Source organism: Pseudomonas sp. Q1-7, assembly GCF_028010285.1.
Taxonomy (GTDB): Bacteria; Pseudomonadota; Gammaproteobacteria; order Pseudomonadales; family Pseudomonadaceae; genus Metapseudomonas.
In genome coordinates, this window is sequence record NZ_CP116304.1 from 936,901 (window position 1) to 955,211 (window position 18,311).

The 18,311-nt window shown below is 60.0% G+C and carries 18 protein-coding genes; 11 read left to right on the forward strand and 7 right to left on the reverse strand.

The annotated features are described in order from the left end of the window. Positions 1–36 precede the first annotated feature (36 nt). Positions 37–1,728: a sigma-54-dependent Fis family transcriptional regulator gene (locus PJW05_RS04290; protein ID WP_271410508.1), complete on the reverse strand. Its 1,692-nt coding sequence runs from the start codon at positions 1,726–1,728 to the stop codon at positions 37–39. Between the two features lie 371 nt (positions 1,729–2,099). Between PJW05_RS04290 and PJW05_RS04295 the strand changes: the two genes are divergently transcribed. The 7 genes from PJW05_RS04295 to PJW05_RS04325 all read left to right on the forward strand — a co-directional run bounded on the left by PJW05_RS04295 (position 2,100) and on the right by PJW05_RS04325 (position 7,672). Beyond that, positions 2,100–2,357, forward strand: a complete 258-nt coding sequence (locus PJW05_RS04295) for a phenol hydroxylase subunit (RefSeq protein ID WP_271410509.1) — start codon at positions 2,100–2,102, stop codon at positions 2,355–2,357. Between the two features lie 51 nt (positions 2,358–2,408). Further along, positions 2,409–3,404, forward strand: a complete 996-nt coding sequence (locus PJW05_RS04300) for an aromatic/alkene monooxygenase hydroxylase subunit beta (protein ID WP_271410510.1) — start codon at positions 2,409–2,411, stop codon at positions 3,402–3,404. Further along, on the forward strand, positions 3,401–3,670 hold the full coding sequence (locus tag PJW05_RS04305; RefSeq protein WP_137823516.1) for an MmoB/DmpM family protein: 270 nt from the start codon (positions 3,401–3,403) through the stop codon (positions 3,668–3,670). Before PJW05_RS04300 ends, PJW05_RS04305 begins: the two co-directional genes overlap by 4 nt. A 34-nt stretch (positions 3,671–3,704) precedes the next feature. Next, positions 3,705–5,246, forward strand: a complete 1,542-nt coding sequence (locus PJW05_RS04310; protein WP_271410511.1) for an aromatic/alkene/methane monooxygenase hydroxylase/oxygenase subunit alpha — start codon at positions 3,705–3,707, stop codon at positions 5,244–5,246. A 32-nt stretch (positions 5,247–5,278) separates the two neighbouring features. Further along, a complete protein-coding gene (locus tag PJW05_RS04315; protein WP_271410512.1) occupies positions 5,279–5,638 on the forward strand; it encodes a phenol hydroxylase subunit P4 in 360 nt (119 codons plus the stop codon). 10 nt (positions 5,639–5,648) lie between these two features. Then, positions 5,649–6,710, forward strand: coding sequence for an NADH:ubiquinone reductase (Na(+)-transporting) subunit F (locus PJW05_RS04320; protein ID WP_271410513.1), 1,062 nt, complete (start codon positions 5,649–5,651; stop codon positions 6,708–6,710). A 74-nt stretch (positions 6,711–6,784) separates the two neighbouring features. After that, positions 6,785–7,672, forward strand: a complete 888-nt coding sequence (locus PJW05_RS04325; protein ID WP_271410514.1) for a SphA family protein — start codon at positions 6,785–6,787, stop codon at positions 7,670–7,672. 323 nt (positions 7,673–7,995) lie between these two features. Here PJW05_RS04325 and PJW05_RS04330 read toward each other — a convergent pair whose 3' ends face one another. The 3 genes from PJW05_RS04330 to PJW05_RS04340 form a co-directional block, all read right to left on the reverse strand. Continuing rightward, complete coding sequence (locus PJW05_RS04330) at positions 7,996–8,934, reverse strand: class I SAM-dependent methyltransferase (RefSeq protein WP_271410515.1); 939 nt, start codon at positions 8,932–8,934, stop codon at positions 7,996–7,998. A gap of 66 nt (positions 8,935–9,000) precedes the next feature. Next, entirely contained in the window at positions 9,001–9,297 is a 297-nt protein-coding gene (locus PJW05_RS04335; protein WP_271410516.1) for a hypothetical protein, read from the reverse strand. A 502-nt stretch (positions 9,298–9,799) separates the two neighbouring features. Then, positions 9,800–10,471, reverse strand: coding sequence for a hypothetical protein (locus tag PJW05_RS04340; RefSeq protein WP_271410517.1), 672 nt, complete (start codon positions 10,469–10,471; stop codon positions 9,800–9,802). Positions 10,472–10,643: 172 nt separating this feature from the next. On the opposite strand from PJW05_RS04340, the gene PJW05_RS04345 reads away from it, so the two are divergent. The 3 genes from PJW05_RS04345 (at position 10,644) to PJW05_RS04355 (ending at position 13,426) form a co-directional block, all read left to right on the forward strand. Further along, positions 10,644–11,852 carry a hypothetical protein gene (locus PJW05_RS04345; RefSeq protein WP_271410518.1) on the forward strand — a complete coding sequence of 403 codons (1,209 nt, stop codon included), beginning with the start codon at positions 10,644–10,646 and terminating at the stop codon, positions 11,850–11,852. Positions 11,853–11,923: 71 nt separating this feature from the next. Then, on the forward strand, positions 11,924–12,124 hold the full coding sequence (locus PJW05_RS04350) for a helix-turn-helix transcriptional regulator (RefSeq protein WP_271410519.1): 201 nt from the start codon (positions 11,924–11,926) through the stop codon (positions 12,122–12,124). Between the two features lie 354 nt (positions 12,125–12,478). Continuing rightward, positions 12,479–13,426, forward strand: coding sequence for a YagK/YfjJ domain-containing protein (locus PJW05_RS04355; RefSeq protein ID WP_271410520.1), 948 nt, complete (start codon positions 12,479–12,481; stop codon positions 13,424–13,426). A gap of 185 nt (positions 13,427–13,611) precedes the next feature. Here PJW05_RS04355 and PJW05_RS04360 read toward each other — a convergent pair whose 3' ends face one another. After that, positions 13,612–15,669, reverse strand: a complete 2,058-nt coding sequence (locus tag PJW05_RS04360; RefSeq protein WP_271410521.1) for a DNA/RNA non-specific endonuclease — start codon at positions 15,667–15,669, stop codon at positions 13,612–13,614. A gap of 463 nt (positions 15,670–16,132) precedes the next feature. Here PJW05_RS04360 and PJW05_RS04365 point away from each other — a divergent pair, with 463 nt between their 5' ends. Further along, complete coding sequence (locus PJW05_RS04365) at positions 16,133–17,026, forward strand: hypothetical protein (protein WP_271410522.1); 894 nt, start codon at positions 16,133–16,135, stop codon at positions 17,024–17,026. 122 nt (positions 17,027–17,148) lie between these two features. Here the strand turns inward: PJW05_RS04365 and PJW05_RS04370 are convergent, their stop codons facing one another. Both PJW05_RS04370 and PJW05_RS04375 read right to left on the reverse strand, forming a co-directional pair. Then, positions 17,149–17,493, reverse strand: coding sequence for a hypothetical protein (locus PJW05_RS04370; RefSeq protein ID WP_271410523.1), 345 nt, complete (start codon positions 17,491–17,493; stop codon positions 17,149–17,151). 121 nt (positions 17,494–17,614) lie between these two features. Beyond that, entirely contained in the window at positions 17,615–18,196 is a 582-nt protein-coding gene (locus PJW05_RS04375; protein WP_271410524.1) for a hypothetical protein, read from the reverse strand. Positions 18,197–18,311: the final 115 nt, after the last annotated feature.

An 18,311-nucleotide genomic window follows, 5' to 3' on the forward strand; every position in this document is an offset into this window, starting at 1 on the left:
GTGGATGGGCCGGGCTTTGCCACGGGCGGGTTCCTTTCAGGGGCCTTCGGCCGGGCGTCTCTTCAACCGGTAGGCCAGGGCGGGGCGGGTCATGCCCAGCAGGCGCGCGGCTTCGGAGACGTTGTTGCGGGCGCGTTTCATGGCGCCCTGCATCAGCGCTTCTTCGACGGCTTCGAGGCTGACGCCGTGGTCGATCAGGCGTTCCACCCACTCGGGCGCGGCGCTGGCGCTGGCCTCCACCAGGGCGCCGTCGCTGGACAGGCCGATGCTGTCGGCTTCGGCCGAGAGGTGGGGGAAGAGCGCGTCGGCGCTGATGCTCTGCTTGGCGTCGGTGATGATCACGCCGCGTTCGATGAGGTTCTCCAGTTCGCGAATGTTGCCCGGCCAGTCGTAGCGCATGCAGGCTTCCAGGGCGCGGTCGGAAAGGCCGAGGGTGGTCTTGCCGTAGGCCGCGTGCAGGCGCGAGAGGAAGTGCTCCACCAGGCGCGGGATGTCTTCCTTGCGTTCGCGCAGTGAGGGGATCAACACCGGGTAGACGTTCAGCCGGTAGTAGAGGTCGGCGCGGAAACGACCGTCCTTCACCGCCTGGGCGAGGTCCTCGTGGGTGGCCGCCACCACGCGGACGTCCACCTTGCGGGTCTGGGAGTCGCCTACCCGTTCCAGTTCTTCCTCCTGCAGCACGCGCAGCAGGCTGGCCTGGGCGCGGGGCGTGAGCTCCACCACTTCGTCGAGGAACAGGGTGCCGCCGTTGGCGCGTTCGAAGCGGCCCATGCGCGACTGCTGCGCCCCGGTGTAGGCGCCGCGTTCGACGCCGAACAGTTCGGCCTCGATCAGGTCGGGCGGGATGGCGGCGCAGTTCAGCGCGACGAAGGGGCCGGCGGCGCGTTCGCTGCGCAGGTGCAGGCTGCGCGCCATGACTTCCTTGCCCACCCCGGTTTCGCCCAGCAGCAGCACCGAGGCCTTGCCCGGCGCGACCTTGTCGATCAGGGTGCAGGCCTTGCGGTAGAGCGGTGCCTTGCCGATGCCGTAGTACTGCCCGGCATCCTGTTCCAGGCGCTGGCGCAGGTCGGCCACCTGCACTTGCAAGGCCTGGAGTTCGTCGATGATGGGGTCGCTCTGGAAATAGCGGAGGAAGGCCTCCGCGTCCTCCCATTCTTCCACCGGCTTGCCGATGATGCGGCAGCGGGCATCGCCGCAACCCCGGCAGCTGACTTCCTTGTAGAGCACCTGGCGGCCGAGGAAGAAGGACGAGTAGGCGATGGCGTAACCCAGCAGGGTCCAGCACACCGGCTGGTCGGAGTGCAGGCCTTCGACCTGGCAGTTTTCCACCTCGTAGGAGTTCTGCCATTCGAGGTCGGCGTAGAACTGGCCGTTGTCGATGTCGATGTTCATCTCCAGCGGATTGACCTTGACCATGCCCTTGAGGGAATGCAGTTGCGGTCCGGTGAGGAACATCTCCACCGCGTCGGCTCCGGGGCGCAGCTTGCGCGCCAGTTCGGCGTCCTTCAGCCCCGACTGGTAGCCCAGGCGCAGGAAGAACCCCTTGGCCCGTTCCTCCCCGAGCATGTCCACCAGCTCGCGGCGGAAGGAGCCCATGGCGGCGGACTGGAGCAGCAGCATGCGCTGCTCATCGAGCCAGATCTTGCCCTCGTTGCCGAGGAAGTGAACCCGGTCGGTCAGGTCCTTGAGGGTCGGGCAGTGTTCCGACGCCTTGTAGTCGACTTTCATGGTGTCGCACCCCTGATTGTTCTTGTGCGGGGAGTTCGGTGAAGCATCGCTCAGGCAGGCGATTCCTGCGATTCGTCCGGGCGGCCGGCGTACGCAAGGCGGCCACGTTCTTTTTTCTAAGCGGCCTGATTGGCGGACAAAAGTCAATTGCCGCGCAAGCCGGCGGATCAGCGTTGCTCATTTGCTCAAACCGCCTGCGGGGCTTTGATCAAATGGTGAAGGTCGTGCGTTCGCGGATGCGTCGCGCCAGACGCTGTGTCTTCTTTTAAAGTCTATATAAAACAATCACTTGTGTTGTTATGGCGGCGACTTGAAGGCCCCTGGCACAGCCGTTGCTCCTGCCCTGGCAACCGCCCCCGGAGTTGCCTTGCATGAGCCAGCCACAACCCAGCTTCGATCAGCTTCCGCGCTACGTGCGGGTACGCAGCGAACCCGACGCCGCGTTCGTCGAGTTCGACTTCGCCATCGGTTATCCGGACCTCTTCGTCGAGCTGGTGCTGCCGCGTGCGGCTTTCGCCAGCTTCTGCGAGCGCAACCGGGTCCGGCACATGGATGCAGCGATGGCCGAGGCCGTCGACGCCGACATGGAGAAATGGCGCTACGGCGCGAGCCGCGGCCAGGCCGACTGACCCCGGCCACTCGCGTCGATCCCCCACAACAACAAGTACAGGACGCCCTGCATGAGTATCGAGATCAAGACGGCGACGGCCGAGCCGATCCGCCAGACCTTCAGCCACACCCGCCGACGTTTCGGCGACAAGCCTGCCAGCCGCTACCAGGAGGCCAGTTTCGACATCGAGGCGGCCACCAACTTCCACTATCGACCGTTGTGGCAGCCGGACAAGCTGCTCAACGACCCCAGCCGCACCGCCGTGCGCATGGCCGACTGGTATGCCGTCAGCGACCCGCGCCAGTTCTACTACGGCGCCTACGTGCAGACCCGCGCCAAGATGCAGGAGAACGCCGAGCACGACTACGCCTTCTGCGAGAAGCGCAACCTGCTGGCGACCCTGGATGCCGCCAGCCGCGAGCGCATCGCCCACCTGTTGCTGCCCCTGCGCCACGCCGAGCTGGGCGCCAACATGAACAACAGCGGCATCGCCGCCGACGGCTTCGGCACCAGTCTCACCCAGATGCACATGTTCCAGGCCATGGACCGCCTCGGCATCGCCCAGTACCTCTCGCGCATCGGCCTGATGCTGGACGACGGCGGCACCGAGCTGCTCGCCGAGGCCAAGCGGCAGTGGCTGGAAGAGCCGGCCTGGCAGGGCCTGCGCCTCTACGTGGAAGACACGCTGGTGGTGCGCGACTGGTTCGAGCTGACCCTGGCGCAGAACCTGGTCAGCGACGGCCTGCTGTATCCATTGGTCTTCCACAAGTTCGACGAACAGCTCTGCGCCCAGGGCGCCGGCCAGGTGGGCATGCTCACCGAGTTCATGCGCCTGTGGTTCGCCGAGACCCAGCGCTGGGTCGATGCCCTGGTGAAAACGGTGGTGGCCGAGAGCGCCGACAACCGCCAGCTCGTCGAAGGCTGGGTCGCCCACTGGCAGGCCCGCGCCCTGGAGGCCCTGGCGCCGCTGGCGGAGATGGGGCCGGGACGCGATGCCCTCGACAGCGTGGCAGGCGACTTCTCCGCCCGCCTGAAGAAACTCAGCCTTGCAGGAGCCGCGCAATGACGTCCCTCGTCTACATCGCCTTCCAGGACAACGACAACGCCCGCTACATCGTCGAAGCCATCGTCCAGGACAACCCCCACGCCGAGGTCCAGCACCAGCCGGCCATGATCCGCATCCAGGCCGAAGGCCGCCTGGAGATCCACCGCGCCACGGTGGAGGAAAAGCTCGGCCGCGAATGGGACGTGCAGGAAATGCTGATCGACGTCATCACCCTCGGCGGCAACGTCGAGGAAGACGAAGACCGCTTCGCCCTGCACTGGAACTGACCGCGCCTTCACAACAAGAATCCGGAGCACCGAGATGGCCGCCAAACGCCTGAACCAGAAAGACAAGTACCGCTGCCTGACCCGCGACCTGGCCTGGGAGCCGAGCTACCAGAGCAAGGACGACATCTACCCCTACGAGCGCTTCGAGGGCATCAAGATCACCGACTGGGACAAGTGGGAGGACCCCTTCCGCCTGACCATGGACGCCTACTGGAAGTACCAGGCCGAGAAGGAGAAGAAGCTCTACGCCATCTTCGACGCCTTCGCCCAGAACAACGGCCATACCAACCTGTCCGACGCGCGCTACGTCAACGCGCTGAAGCTGTTCCTCTGCGGCGTGACCCCGCTGGAGTACCAGGCCTACCAGGGCTTCGCCCGTGTCGGCCGGCATTTCGGCGGCGCCGGGGCGCGGGTCGCCTGCCAGATGCAGGCGATCGACGAACTGCGCCACGTGCAGACCCAGATCCACGCCATGAGCCACTACAACAAGCACTTCAACGGCCTGCATGACTTCGCCCACATGCACGACCGGGTGTGGTTCCTCTCGGTGCCCAAGTCCTTCTTCGAGGACGCCCGCACCGCCGGGCCGTTCGAGTTCCTCACGGCGATTTCCTTCAGCTTCGAATACGTGCTGACCAACCTGCTGTTCGTGCCCTTCATGTCCGGCGCCGCCTACAACGGCGATATGGCCACCGTCACCTTCGGCTTCTCGGCCCAGTCCGACGAGGCGCGTCACATGACCCTGGGCCTGGAAGTGATCAAGTTCCTGCTGGAACAGCACGAGGACAACGTGCCCATCATCCAGCGCTGGATCGACAAGTGGTTCTGGCGCGGCTACCGCCTGCTGACGCTGGTGGGAATGATGATGGACTACATGCTGCCGAACAAAGTCATGTCCTGGGCCGAAGCCTGGGAGGTGTACTACGAGCAGGCCGGCGGCGCGCTGTTCAAGGACCTGGAGCGCTACGGCATCCGCCCGCCCAAGTACGTCGAGCAGACCACCATCGGCAAACAGCACATCAGCCACCAGGCCTGGTCGATCTTCTACCAGTACAGCCAGGCCACCAACTTCCACACCTGGATGCCCACGGACGAAGAACTGGACTGGCTCTCGGCCAAGTACCCGGACACCTTCGACCGCATCTACCGCCCGCGCTACGAGCACTGGCGCGAGATGCACGCCCGTGGCGAGCGCTTCTACAACACTGCGCTGCCGATGCTCTGCCAGATCTGCCAGATCCCGCTGTCCTTCACCGAGCCGGACGCCGACACCACCCTGAGCCATCGCAGCGTCGTGCATGGCGGCGAGCGCTTCCATTTCTGCTCGGACGGTTGCTGCGACATCTTCCAGCACGAGCCGGAGAAGTACGTCCAGGCCTGGTTGCCGGTGCACCAGATTTTCCAGGGCAACTGCGGCGGCGGCGATGTCGAGAGCGTGGTGCGCGACTACTACAACATCGCCTTCGGCCAGGACAACTTCGACTACCAGGGCTCGCCCGAGCACCAGCGCTGGCGCGAATGGCAGGGCGACAAGCCCGCCGGCCTCGATACGGTCGATAGCGCCAAGGCCGTATGAGCCCTCCACCCCATTACAAGAAGGACAGCATCATGCCCGTGACTGCCATCGGCGCCTATGCGGCGCAATCCCTGGACCGCCAGGAACACTTCAACGGCCTGCAACTGGTGTACCTCTGCTGGGAACGCCACCTGATGTTCTGCGCCCCCTTCACCTTGCCGCTGCCGCCGGACATGCCCTTTGGCGACTTCATCGAGCAGGTGGTGAAAGCCGCCATCGCGCCGCACCCGGATGCGGCCAGGGTGGACTTCACCCAGGCCCGGTGGCGCCTCGACGACGCCGAATTCCACCCCGATCCGCAGCAGGGCCTCGCCGCCAACGGCATCGGCCACAAGAGCCTGCTGCACCTTGCCACCCCCGGCCTGGATGGCCTCGACGGCAGCTTCAACTGAGGAGGTCGCCATGAGTTACCAGGTCACTATCGAGCCCACCGGCGAGCAGATCGACGTCGAGGAGGGCCAGACCATTCTCCAGGCCGCACTGCGCCAGGGCGTCTGGTTGCCCTTCGCCTGCGGCCACGGCACCTGCGCCACCTGCAAGCTGCAGGTGCTGGAAGGGGAGGTGGACGTCGGCGCAGCCTCGCCCTTCGCCCTGATGGACATGGAACGCGACGAAGGCAAGGTGCTGGCCTGCTGCGCCATCCCGCAGAGCGACCTGGTGATCGAGGCCGACATCGACGTCGACCCGGACTTCGCCGGCTACGCCGTGCAGGACTACCGCGCGACCGTGGTCGCCCTGGACGACCTGTCGCCCACCATCAAAGGGGTGCGCCTGAAGCTGGACCGGCCCATGGACTTCCAGGCCGGGCAGTACATCAACCTGCAGATACCGGGCATCGACGGCACCCGCGCCTTCTCCCTGGCCAACCCGCCGAGTCGCGCCGACGAGGTGGAGCTGCACGTGCGGCGGGTGGAGGGCGGCCAGGCCACCGGTTTCATCCACGACACGCTGCAAGTGGGCGATGCGCTGGAGCTGTCCGGCCCTTATGGCCAGTTCTTCGTGCGCGGCTCGCAGGCCGGCGACCTGATCTTCATCGCCGGCGGTTCCGGGCTGTCCAGCCCGCAGTCGATGATCCTCGACCTGCTGGAGCAGGGCGACACGCGGCGCATAGTGCTGTTCCAGGGCGCGCGCAACCGGGCGGAGCTGTACAACCGCGAGCTGTTCGAGCGCCTGGCCGAGGAGCACGAGAACTTCACCTATGTGCCGTCCCTCAGCCAGGCCGCGGAAGACAGTGAATGGAGCGGATTCCGTGGCTACGTGCATGACGCCGCGAAGCAGCATTTCGACGGCCGCTTCTCCGGCAACAAGGCCTACCTCTGCGGGCCGCCGCCGATGATCGACGCCGCCATCACTGCCCTGATGCAGGGGCGGTTGTTCGAGCGCGACATCTTCATGGAGCGCTTCCTCACCGCCGCCGATGGCGCCGGCGAGAGCACCCGCTCGGCGCTGTTCAAGCGCATCTGACCCGCTTCACCCGCCGCTCCGCGCCGCGAGCGCGGACGGCGGCCCACGCCCATAAAAACAAGAAGGAAATGCCGATGAGCGCCACACTGCGTGCCCTGTCCTGCTGCATCCTCGCCACCCTCGGGCCCGTCGCCCAGGCCACCGAAGGCGGCGGCTCCACCTACCCGATGGGCGCCGAGAACTACATGTCCGGCGCCATGCCGCCGCCCGGCCTCTACGGCCAGGTATTCTCCACCCACTACGAGGCCGACACCCTGCGCGGCAATGACGGCAAGAGCCTGCCGGTGGACTTCCGCGTGCGTGCCAGCGTCATCGCGCCGCGCCTGATCTGGGTCTCCGAGCAGCAACTGTTCGGCGGCAACCTGGCCTTTGCCGCGCTGTTCCCCTTCGTCGACCTGAAGGTGGACGTGAACGGCCAGTCGCAGCACAAGAAGGGCCTGGGCGACATCATCTTCGGCCCGGCCCTGGGCTTCCACCACAGCGACAAGCTGCACAGCATCTTCGCCCTGGACTTCATCGCCCCCACCGGGGAATACGACCGCGGCGACCTGGCCAATATCGGCCGCAACTACTGGACCGTGGAGCCGGTCTGGGCAATCTCCTACGTCGACCCCGCCGGCCTCAACGCCAGCGTCAAGCTGATGTACGACTTCAACCTGGAAAACAACGCCACCGACTACCGCTCCGGGCAGGAATTCCACTTCGACTACGCCGTCGGCTGGGGGCTGGGCAACGGCTGGGTGCTGGGCGTGGGCGGCTACTTCCATCGCCAGACCACCGACGACCGCCAGCACGGCGAGCGCATCGACGACAACAAGGGGCGCGCCTTCGCCATCGGCCCGTCGGTCATGTACAGCAACCCGCAGGGCTGGTTCCTCACCGCCAAGTGGGAGCAGGAAACCCAGGTGCGCAACCGCGCCGAAGGGGAGGCCTATTGGTTGAAGCTGACGGTGCCGTTCTAGCCCTCACCAACCCCGGGGCAGGACTGCGTCCTGTTTCGCGAATGAATTCGCCCCCACAGGTTTATCGAACCCTGGCACGGACAGAGACGTAGGATGGGTTGAGCGGAGCGATACCCATGCGGACATGGTTGATGGGTATCGCAAATTCGGCCGGCGTGAGTCACCCCTCTCCCACATGTGGGAGAGGGGCCGGGGGAGAGGGGGAGTCAGCATGATGCTGGGCCTCGTTCCTCGGGCCAGCGTGGCCCGCACCAACCTACGGCAGGACTTCGTCCTGCTTGGCGAATGAATTCGCCCCTACAGGGTGACCCTGCCCGCTCGATCTACCCGCGTCGAAACACCAACGCCTTCAATCCGGCATCCGGATCGATGTCTTCGAATTCTGGCGGATTCTCCAGTCGCTCCACGAACCTCAACTCAGGCGCCTCCGTTTTCATGCCCTGAATGAGGAAGTCCGGGCCGATCCCCGGATCGTTCACACACGCCAGCACCACACCGTTCTCGGTCAGCAATTCCGGCAGACGACGGAGGATCTTCTGGTAATCGCGGGTCAGGGCAAAGCTGCCCTTCTGGAAGGACGGCGGATCGATGATCACCAGATCATAAGGACCGAGCTTCTTCACCTTGCCCCAGGACTTGAACAACTCATGGCCGAGGAAGCTCACCCGGCCCAGGTCATGGCCGTTGAGGCGGTGATTGTCGCGCCCCCGGCTCAACGCCGAACTGGCCATGTCGAGGTTCACCACCTGCTCCGCACCGCCCTCGATGGCCGCCACCGAGAAGCCGCAGGTGTAGGCGAACAGGTTGAGCACCTGCTGGCCCCGGGCGTTGGCACGCACCCAGTCGCGGCCATGGCGCATGTCCAGGAACAGTCCGTTGTTCTGCTTCTTGCCCAGGTCCAGCTTGTAGCGCAGGCCGCTTTCGCTGACGACGCACTCATCCACCGCCTCGCCCCACAGCAGCTCCACGGTGCTGTCCAGCAGGTAGCGATGCTGCAGCAGCAGGCTGCGTGCCTGGCTCTCGCTCCAGACTGGGGATGCGCTGAGCCGCAGCAACATCGCCTTCAGCGCGCCGATCTCGTCCCCGCCCGGTTCGCGAAACAGCGACACCAGCACCACCCCTTCCAGCCAGTCGACCGTCACCTGTTCCAGCCCCGGCCAGCGCCGCCCACGGCCATGGAAAATGCGGCGCACCTCCGCTGGCGGGGTCTCCAGGGCGGAGGTCAGTTGCTGTTCCAGGGTGGTAATGGCGTCGAGGTTCATGGCGGAGCGGCACGAGGGAAAACGGAGCGGCATTCTAACCCGAGCCTTCCGCCGAGGGCGGGTCGGTCAGGCGTTCTCGGCTGATGAGCCGGCATCAAGGTCCAGGCTTGGCCGCAGCAGGCGAAGGTGCGCCGCCTCGTAGAGCACGCGGGCATCCGCCAGCAGGATGCCGACGGCGGCGGCCAATCGCGCCGCCTGGTGCCGGGTGAGGTCCTGGCTGTCGCTGAACTCCACCAGATGCAACAGGCTGAGTACCGCGTTCATGCGAAGCTCGGCGGTATCGAAAAGATCCGTCGCCGGGGCGGAGGCGTTGAAGAAAAGCACGTCCTGGCAGGGCTGGGGGAGGGGCTTGAAGTCGGTCATGGCATTGGTCCGGAAGTTCCATGGTCTGTACCCGGCTCACGCAGTCCTGCCAGGGCACCGGAAGAATCTCTGCGCTGAGCTTGCCGTACTTCTTTCAGGGCGTTACTAAGAGTTCCTTAACTTGGCTGCCGCAACTGGCAGATCAGCGACTGTCCGTCGTTTGGGGCGATGTGAGGCAAGGCAGGGGGACGCGAAGGGGGAACGATGAAGGTCCGTGATACCTAATCTTCAGGCAATAAAAAAGCCGGCTTGTGGCCGGCTTTCTTTTTGATTATCTACTTGATTTTAAAGAATAAATAAAATTCATGCTCGCTTGACCCTCACATTGACCCACACTTTGTCCCTTGCGTAAACCGCACAGGACTTGAGGGCCCTCTTTGAGCATCCTTTGGGGAAGTGCATTGCAGGGCCCTCTGGATCAGTCTTGCTCATCAGTTCAAACAGTGGTGTTGAATTGGCAAGAGTGGCCATGATCCATAACTGGTAAATGCTACTTCTCTTTTTACCTTGCTCGGCTATTGCTGAGCAGGCCTTCCTGGGCGACGTAGCGAAGAGCGGTTCTAGCCTGCTCCATTTTCCTCTCGACCAGTTGCTTGATGGCTGCTTCATCGAGATCTGAGTTCGGCAGACTCTCTCCATGGATGGTTTCCCACATCGATAGGCGCTGTAGGTGGTTCCCAAGCTGTTTCATTGCTTCTTCGAGCTGCGCTTTGTACGAGTCCGATTCTGACGCTCTACGTTCGCGCTCAAGCACTAAGGCCTCCTTCAGCTTTTTCACCTGCTCACTGTCTTTCTGACTCCGTTGCTCTGCATCGTCGATGAGCGAGGTGACTATTGATGTTTCTGTCTGTTGACGCTGCCTAGCTAGTCGGCGGAGCTGCGTCACGGTGGAATTGGGAAGCGAGAAGGTGCATGCCTTTCTGCCGTTGCTGGGGGAGCGGTACTTGCGTTGCTTCAAGGCATTCTTGAGCTTCTGAATCAGTATCCATCCTTCGGGGTGCTCCTGGAGGGCCTTAATGACGGCCATCACATCGGAGTGCGTCGATCTCCATCGAGGGCTTGATGCGTCGTTGACGATCTTAGAGAGATGCTCCGATTTGGTGCGAGTCCAGATGTAGTCCTTTGCCCATTCTGCTTCCCGTTGAGGAAGCCATCCTTCGCGGTTAGCTGTCAATTCGAGGCCCTCAGATTTCTATTTTTCGCAATGAAAAATATGTATTAATTTGTAAATGAAAATTTATTGGTTATGCGTTATGTTATCAGTCACGTAACGCATAACTTAAAAATTATTTTATAGCCTTTTTATCACCTGTTAATTTCGCTGATTTAAACGACGACGCTTACCGATGTCCCTGTATGTTCATGAGAAATGCACTGCTCTAGCTGGCTGTGGGCCCGAGGCCAGGTTCCTGCTTGAAGCGGTATCCCGTCAGGTGCAGATTGGTGCATGTAACAGGCGTCAGGCCTTAAGGCCAAAGATCCTTTCCAAGCAGTTCCGTCTTGCGGAGCAGCCGGTCAAGAGAGCGCTCCGCGAGCTCGAGGCTGCAGGGGCGCTGGTGTTCGATGAGGGAGTGCCGGGAAGGCGGGGAAGGCCGCCGATCCTTTTCAGGATCTCGCCTGCCACATTGGCGGAAATTCAGGGGCGACAGCAGGTATGTCACGTCCATGCGCCTATTGTGGCGCGTCTCTTTTCTCCGGAAGACATCATGACTGCGGCGCTGGAGCTGGAAGAAGGGGGAGCCAAAGAGGACGCTAGCCCTCGTGACACGACCTTGAGTGCGTGCAATCGATTTCTACTGGCCACTTTGTTGATGCATGCGGACCAGTTCGGCGTGGTGACGATTAGTAAGGGAAAGCTCAAGCAGTTGACAGGGTTTAGCGATGCCCGCTTGAGGTATCGGCTGGACGGCTTAGTGGGTTCGAGGCTGATCGTCGCCCATATCCCCGGAATCTCCAGTTCGATATTTCCCAAGAGTAAGGCCAGTAGTACCTATTTTCTTGATCTGGCCGTTCTTGGGGCTGGGATACCGGGTGAGGAGTTTTTGCCGGAGCAAAAGCTAGGGCACCCAGGCGCGCAGTGTCCCTCGCGTGACCAAATCCTAGGACTGGATCTCGGCAAGAAGGAGGCTAGGCCCGTTCGCCTCAAAGCCTTCCTGTCGGGGCAACGTGATGCTGTCTTTGATGTCCTTCGATTTAGGTTTCTCAGGTATGCCTCGTACGTGCTTTCTCGCTACGGGGTCAACCCAACGATCACACCGACCATTGAAGACGCTCAGCTTCGTGAGACGATTTCGGCTGACTTCCAGGTACCTGAACGATGGAGGAATGGTCAGGAAGTGCATGATCTGGAGTGGGAAGAGATCATTAGCCATTTCTACAGACTGGCTTTCACTGTTGCGAGGACCTTCGCCCAGAGGTCTGATCTGCCTCTCTGGGTGGATGGTACTTTTGAGGAAATGTGCATCGTACCTTCGGATGGTCGGGTTCAGCTTTTCTTCATGCTGTACCGAGTAGATGCCTTGGGGGCGAGCCAGGCTGCTGACTCTGCGCCATAGCTCTAAGGGCAGGGCCAGGTAGTTTTTTACTGGGCGTGCCAATCCTCTGAACGAACACGAGGAGCCCGTTCATGAGGATCATTCGCCTGAAAGAAGTCATCGATTCGACCGGCCTGGCCCGGTCCACCGTCTACAAGTACATCGCCGAGGGTACCTTCCCGAAACCGGTCTCTCTGGGAGACCGTTGTGTGGGCTGGGTAGAACGCGAGGTGCACGACTGGATCCTGGCCAGGATCGCGGAGCGTGACTTGGCTGAGGCTGTCGCAGCATGACGCCGGAGCAGAAAACCTGTTGATGACATACAGCACCATGGCGGAGCTTGGGCTCCGCCATGGTGCTTATGCTGGTAATGCGGAGGGGCGAATCTCAGATAACTCACTCATGCCGCAGGCCGGCAAACCTCCCTGCCAGCAGGGCAGTGTCGCTCCACGCTGCCTTGCCTGCCGGGGATTTCGGTCTGTGGCATGAGCTGGTTCTAGTTATATACATACATCTACTACCTACCAACACACGTAGCTCATCCAGCCATCTACTACCACCCACTGCCCAGACAGGAGAACACGGGTTGTCGGTTAAAAAGTACACAGCCTGTACCTGATACGTCACAGACCATCAGGTACACGACCATGACCAGCTTTGCCCCCTACATCCAGCTTTCCCAATCCGAGGTTGCTGTCCAGATCGAACGGCTAGTCCAAGCGATCGAGCAGCACGACACCCCTGCCTTCAGATTCAGGCAAACGCGCTCTGGAGAAGAGCAGGTTGAAGAGACCAGGCTGTCTCGCTACTTCGATCACATCCAGCAGATGTTCGATCTGTTCGATGATTGCCACTCCTACCGCTACAGCGAGCACCTACAAGTGTTCCAGGATGCCTGCTGTGACATCGGCTTGGAGCGTAGCCCGGTCGGTCTTGTGTGTCTGAACGAGCAAGAATCCGCATACCTGGACTCTCATCGCACCATGAATGCTGTGGTCGAACGGATTCGCGAGCTCACTTGTGAGCCGCATTATCGCCGCAGGAAGAGCGATCGTAGCTATGAGGTGGGCCAGTTGCAGCGTCGGGTCAGTAAGTACGTCGACGCCGTGTTGGATCGCTACTCACGCACGGTAGTGGTCAGGGTCAACCTCTACTACCGTACGGAAGCGCAGGCCAGGCTGCGCGCTGAGCACGTGTTCGATCATCTGGATAGGCTGATTGATGCACGTGAGCGGAACCCGATCTTCGAGCACGAAACGGGATATATCTGCAGCGTCGAGCAGGGGGCGCGTCGGGGCTACCACATCCATGCTGCCTTTTTCTTCAATGGGGCGGAGGTGCGCGGCGACGTCTACAAGGCCCAGAAGATCGGAGAACTGTGGGAGCGCATCACTCAAGGGCAGGGATGCTACGACAGTTGCAACCATGACAAGGATGCCTACGGAGACAGGTGTGCCATCGGCATTATTTTGCGTAGCGACGATGATGTCCGGCCACATGTTCACCGCGCCATGCATTACTTGGTCAAGGGTGAGCAGAATCTGCGGATGAAGCCCGTAGGGGCGCGTGCAGTACGGATGGGAATATGTCGCTAAATGCTCTGTTACGCTGGTGGGGTTTGAGAAACGCAAGCTTGGCCCGGTGAGCAATTGCACTTGTTTGACTAGCCAACGGCATTATCGCTGACCACCTATTGAAGCTTGGAATGGGAGACTCCCACGCGGCAAAAAAAGCCAGGCATGGCCTGGCTTTTGATGGGATCACCGCCATCGCGGCCTGTTCACACGACCTGTTCCTCGATAGCCTGAGCATTGGCACTGTCAGGGTGCCTGCTCCGGTCCGCGTCGTGATAGACCCCTGGAAAGGCCAGCAGCCCAATCAATCCTTCAAGATCATTCAGGCTTACCAGCCGAGTCCTCCATTCCGGTGTGATGCTGAACTCCAAGGGCACGGATGACAGGTCCTGCTCCAAAAGGAAGGGGAAGACCTGCAACTGACCGTCGCTAACCGCGCAGATCACTTTCCAGTACCTGACGGGAATCCGGACATCCTCGGTACCTGCGAAGACCTTGTCACTGTCGCTGAGCACGGGGCCGGCAAAGATGCACAGCCTCTCGGCCTTTGCCTGCTTGCCGATATGGTTTTCGAGCTGCCCCCATACGCCGGACTCGGCAGCCTGGTTAAAGCCCTTCACCTGCGGTGAGCAGTTGGTGACGTGATACGTGTCGCCATTTGCGCGCTGCACTTCAGCATAGGTGCTTCCCCAGCACACATCGTCTCGGCGTACCAGGTGGCCTTTATCGAATGCTTTGTTGTCGTTCGTATAGAACTTGTCTGGAACCTGATTCTCTTCCGGAACTCGAGGGTCCAGCAGCCATTTCTCCTGGTCGTTTTTCCCCAGCCCGCCGAGTGATTTTCTCGAGTAGGCCAGGCCAGGTTCGGGATTCTTGGCTGTTTCGTTCCAGTCGACATTTGAGGCGGTGTAGAGGGCCAGCTTTCTTTCAGCATGTAGGACAACGCTGAAGTGCTCATAGGGGATCACGTACTCGCTGGAGCCTTTCATCTTCACAACCTTGTCTTTGTCGATCACCTCCGGCAGCGGCGTGGGAAGCTCCAGAAAATCGGCATTGAAACCCGCCCGCGTCACATAATCGCGGTCGACGATGGGCTCCCTGAACGCTTCAAGAGCGCCACTGTCCAGTACTGCAGCGGAGAGGGCAGACAGCTCGGGTGCCCGGCCTTTGAGTTCCAGGACTAGCGTGCCGAGCTCCAGGCGTCCCTGAGCAATGCTGATGGGAGCATGGGGGGCAGTAGCAGAGGCTATCTCTGTATGGCTTCTACTGTATGCAGCGGACAGCACATCGCCGCCCTCCATTGCCGCTTTCAGCTCCGTGAGAAACTCGCCCGCCGGTGCAGCATTCAGGAAGTATGCGCAGATGCTGCTGATCCGAACGCCTTCGTTAGCAATCCAGACGATTGATTCTTCTGCTACGCCATCCAGGGAGTCCCGGGTGCTGCCGTCCTTGAGCACGAATCTGCCTTGGGTGTCCTGCTGAGCCTTTCCGGAGTGGTGAAGCGCCACCACCTGGAAGCTGTCGTTGAGCACTGGTGCGCCGCTTGAGCCGGGAGCGGTGTCGCTCATGTACCAGATGAAGTTGGGATCAGTCGCATCAATGCACTGATTTTCCCTGATGGCCCACTGACGGTAGGCGCCGCCGGGATGCTGAACGATGCTGAGCCATTCTTTCGGTACCACTTTGCCGCTGCGGGCCAGAAGCCGATGATAGCCAAAGGACGACAGTCCAACTGCCCCGTCCAGAGAGACCGGCTCAACCGCCACCATCGCGAAATCCAGCCCTTCATCGGAAAGGAAGAACTGATCTGGGCGCAGTTTGAAGCGGTACGACTTCTCGGGTTCGCCCGCCACCCCCAGTCGATAGTTGAACTCGGCCAGGCTCGGAGCAGCATCCTCCGGTGTGGCGAATACATGGTGGTTGGTCAGCATCAGGCGAGGGGACACCATGAAGCCGGTTGCCCACCCCCGGATCGCGCCCGAATCATGCCTGACCGCAATGCGGCAGATGGGTTTGCCCACCAGCAAGGCGCGTTCAAAGAAGAACTCATCCACTAGGTCATTGGCGCCAAGAATTCGCTCAAACTCTATTCCAGACGGCTTGGCCCCGCCGGCGAATAGAAAGGAATTTCTCACATCCGGATCAATCACCCGCAAGAGGTGGGCAGGAGTGAATTCAAGACCCTGTTTTACATTGATATTTTTCAGTACCTCGGGAGTCCGCCTTTTACTGCCCTCCAACTGCTGCTCTTTAATCAAGCTCATTTGAAGTCTCCTTTGCCCTAAGCAATCCAGGGCCACCAGTCACAGTGGCCAACAGAGCGTAGTCGAAGCAGGGCGTGTGCAGAGTTTTCATGGTCGGGGTTGGTGGCAGTCTTTACATGCGAAGAGTGGGGGCAGTGATTCCCAAAGCTGCTTTTTTTTGGAAGCTCCGTGGGCGAGTTCATCTCAATGTGTTGCTACCCGGAGCTGTTGCTTCGACATACTTTCGTCCCCCTTCGGATAATTCTGACGCCTCCCTCGGTCGTTGAAAGCACCTTCCTTGGGGCCATTGCTACTGTGTTTGGTGGCGGGGCCGCGTAGTGTAGATGCTCAGCCCTCAGGTCAGTGGGAACCTGGCGGCACTGTTCAACGGCAAACGACGCTGGGGCTGCGCGATCATCAGTGTGTCCATTTACGCCGAGGACAAGGCATAGCAAGATGCCGGCTTTTCGCAAGGAAGGGCAGCATGTTTGACTGGGCGAGGAAGATCGGCGGAGCGCCTTATCGTTGGTTTGAGTCAATGGTCTCCCCGGGGGAGGACTTAGGGCTCTCGAAGCTGTACCGCCTGTTTGTGCTTGCGGTCATCTTGGTACTGGCAGCATTTCTGATTGATCTTTATTTGACGAAAAATGCTGATGCTAACTCCGCCTGGCATGGCATCTTCGGGGACTTCTTCGGCGGCGTCGTAAACCCGATTTTGACGTTCTTGACCTTCTTTGGTCTGCTGATCACGATTGTGCTGCAGAAGGAGGAGCTGAGCGAAACCCGCAAGGAGCTTGCGCGGTCAGCTTCGGCGCTCGATGCCCAGGTTGCGCAATTCAAGCGGCAATCCGCAATCGCGACCTTCTACAAGATGCTCGACACCCATATGGCTGTGGTGGCGTCGATCGACTTGATTGACATGAACAAACACCGGACGGTTGGGCGTGACTGTATGAGAGTGTTCCGGTCTAGGTTAAAGAAATGCTTTAAGGACGGTGTTCGCTACGGAGAGCAGCACAACGTTGTGGACACTCGGCCGCTGGCCACGGACTTGGTCGCTGTGAAAATCTGCTTCGTAGACTTCTGGAGGGAGAATGGCGAGGAACTGCAGCATTATATCGCTGGAGTACGACTGACTCTTTCGTTCCTGTATCAGGCGCTGGAGGGGCAGGACGAGTTGGTGGAGATGTACAAAGCGCTGTTCACCGATTCGGAGAAGGCGCTGATCTTTTACTACGCCGTATCCATGGGTGACGCCGACTTTTGCGCCAACCTGGAAAAATCGGCTTTTTGTGTCGGCATGCCTAGGTCTCATCTGCTGCTTGGCTTTCATGAGTCTGGTTTGGCAACTGTAATGATCCCTGCATATGGCTCTTAATTTTTTGTTTCTGCAGGATGTATTACCGGTAGAGATGTGGACTTCGGGCCAGTCACATGAGCCTTGGAACTCCCAGCGTCGAAGCACATTTATGCTGGGAGGGACGGGCGGGACAGAGAGGCTTATTTTTTATAGGTGACGTAGATGCTTGCGTTGAATATGCTCTTTCCTATTTCGTAGTCAGGGTTCCATGTAACGATGTTGTGGGCAGCAATTGCAATCCCTGAGAGTAAACCTAGAGCTCCTGTAACGCCACCGAAGATAGTCGCTCCTGCTGTTGCGACTCGTCCTATTGTGTAGGTTCTGAATTTTAGCCCTTGCCCGTCAATGGTTTTTTCTATGAGATCAATGGCTGATGAGAACCTCATTGGATCAACTCTCTGTATGACGAAGCTCTCTCTTTTCTTTATTTTATCTAATAGTTGGCTGTTGGAAATTTCTTCTAGTGTGTATACATTGACTTCCATGGTTTGTCCGTTATCTGGAATTATATTGATCCCCGCCATTCTGTTTAATCAGAGTGGCGGAGCAGTTCGGGGTGACGGTGGTGCCCAAAGCATAGCTGATTAAGGTTTTCGGGGCTTTGTGTTAGGGCTGCTTCCCTTCTGCGCACCAGCCTTCCCATTCATCAAAGAAGCTGTAGTGAATCAGGGCTTCTTCACCATTCTCCTTGCGGAAAGCAGAGATCCATTTGTCGACGCAAGTATCCGTATCGGAACTGCTAGCTTTTTCTTTCACTGCTAAAGCCGGGGCGGTTTCCCCTCCAGCTTCAGGTCCACTCCCCTTCATGTACGCAACGATACGACCATCTGCTGCATTACCAAGGTAGTAGCCGCGATGAAGAAGTATGGGGGTGTAATTGGATTGCTGGACTTGGCCTGCGTATTCGTTGGTGGAGTAGAAGATACCGCTGCTGCTTTGTTCGTGGAATTCGCAGACACCTTGTTTGCAGATGGCAGTTACTCGGCTGGGTAATACTTGGGTGCTTCCATCATCCATTCGGTATGGAAGTCGAGCGGGAGTTTCTTCAGAGGTGCAGTCCAGCCAGTTTTCGTTTTGGGAACTGGTGGGACATTCTTGAACTTCATTCAGTTGCCAAGCGGTTGCGTTCAGTGCACTGCAGCCGACCACCCAGCCGAGCAGTAAGGCCAAAGAGTGTTTCTTGTCCATCCAAGTATTTCCTTGTGTTGATTGAATAAGCAGACCGTCCAGAGTGCTTGGTAAGTCGATTTTCATCTTTATGAGTTGATTCTCAACTTGTGACGTCCTTCATGTCAACGAGTCG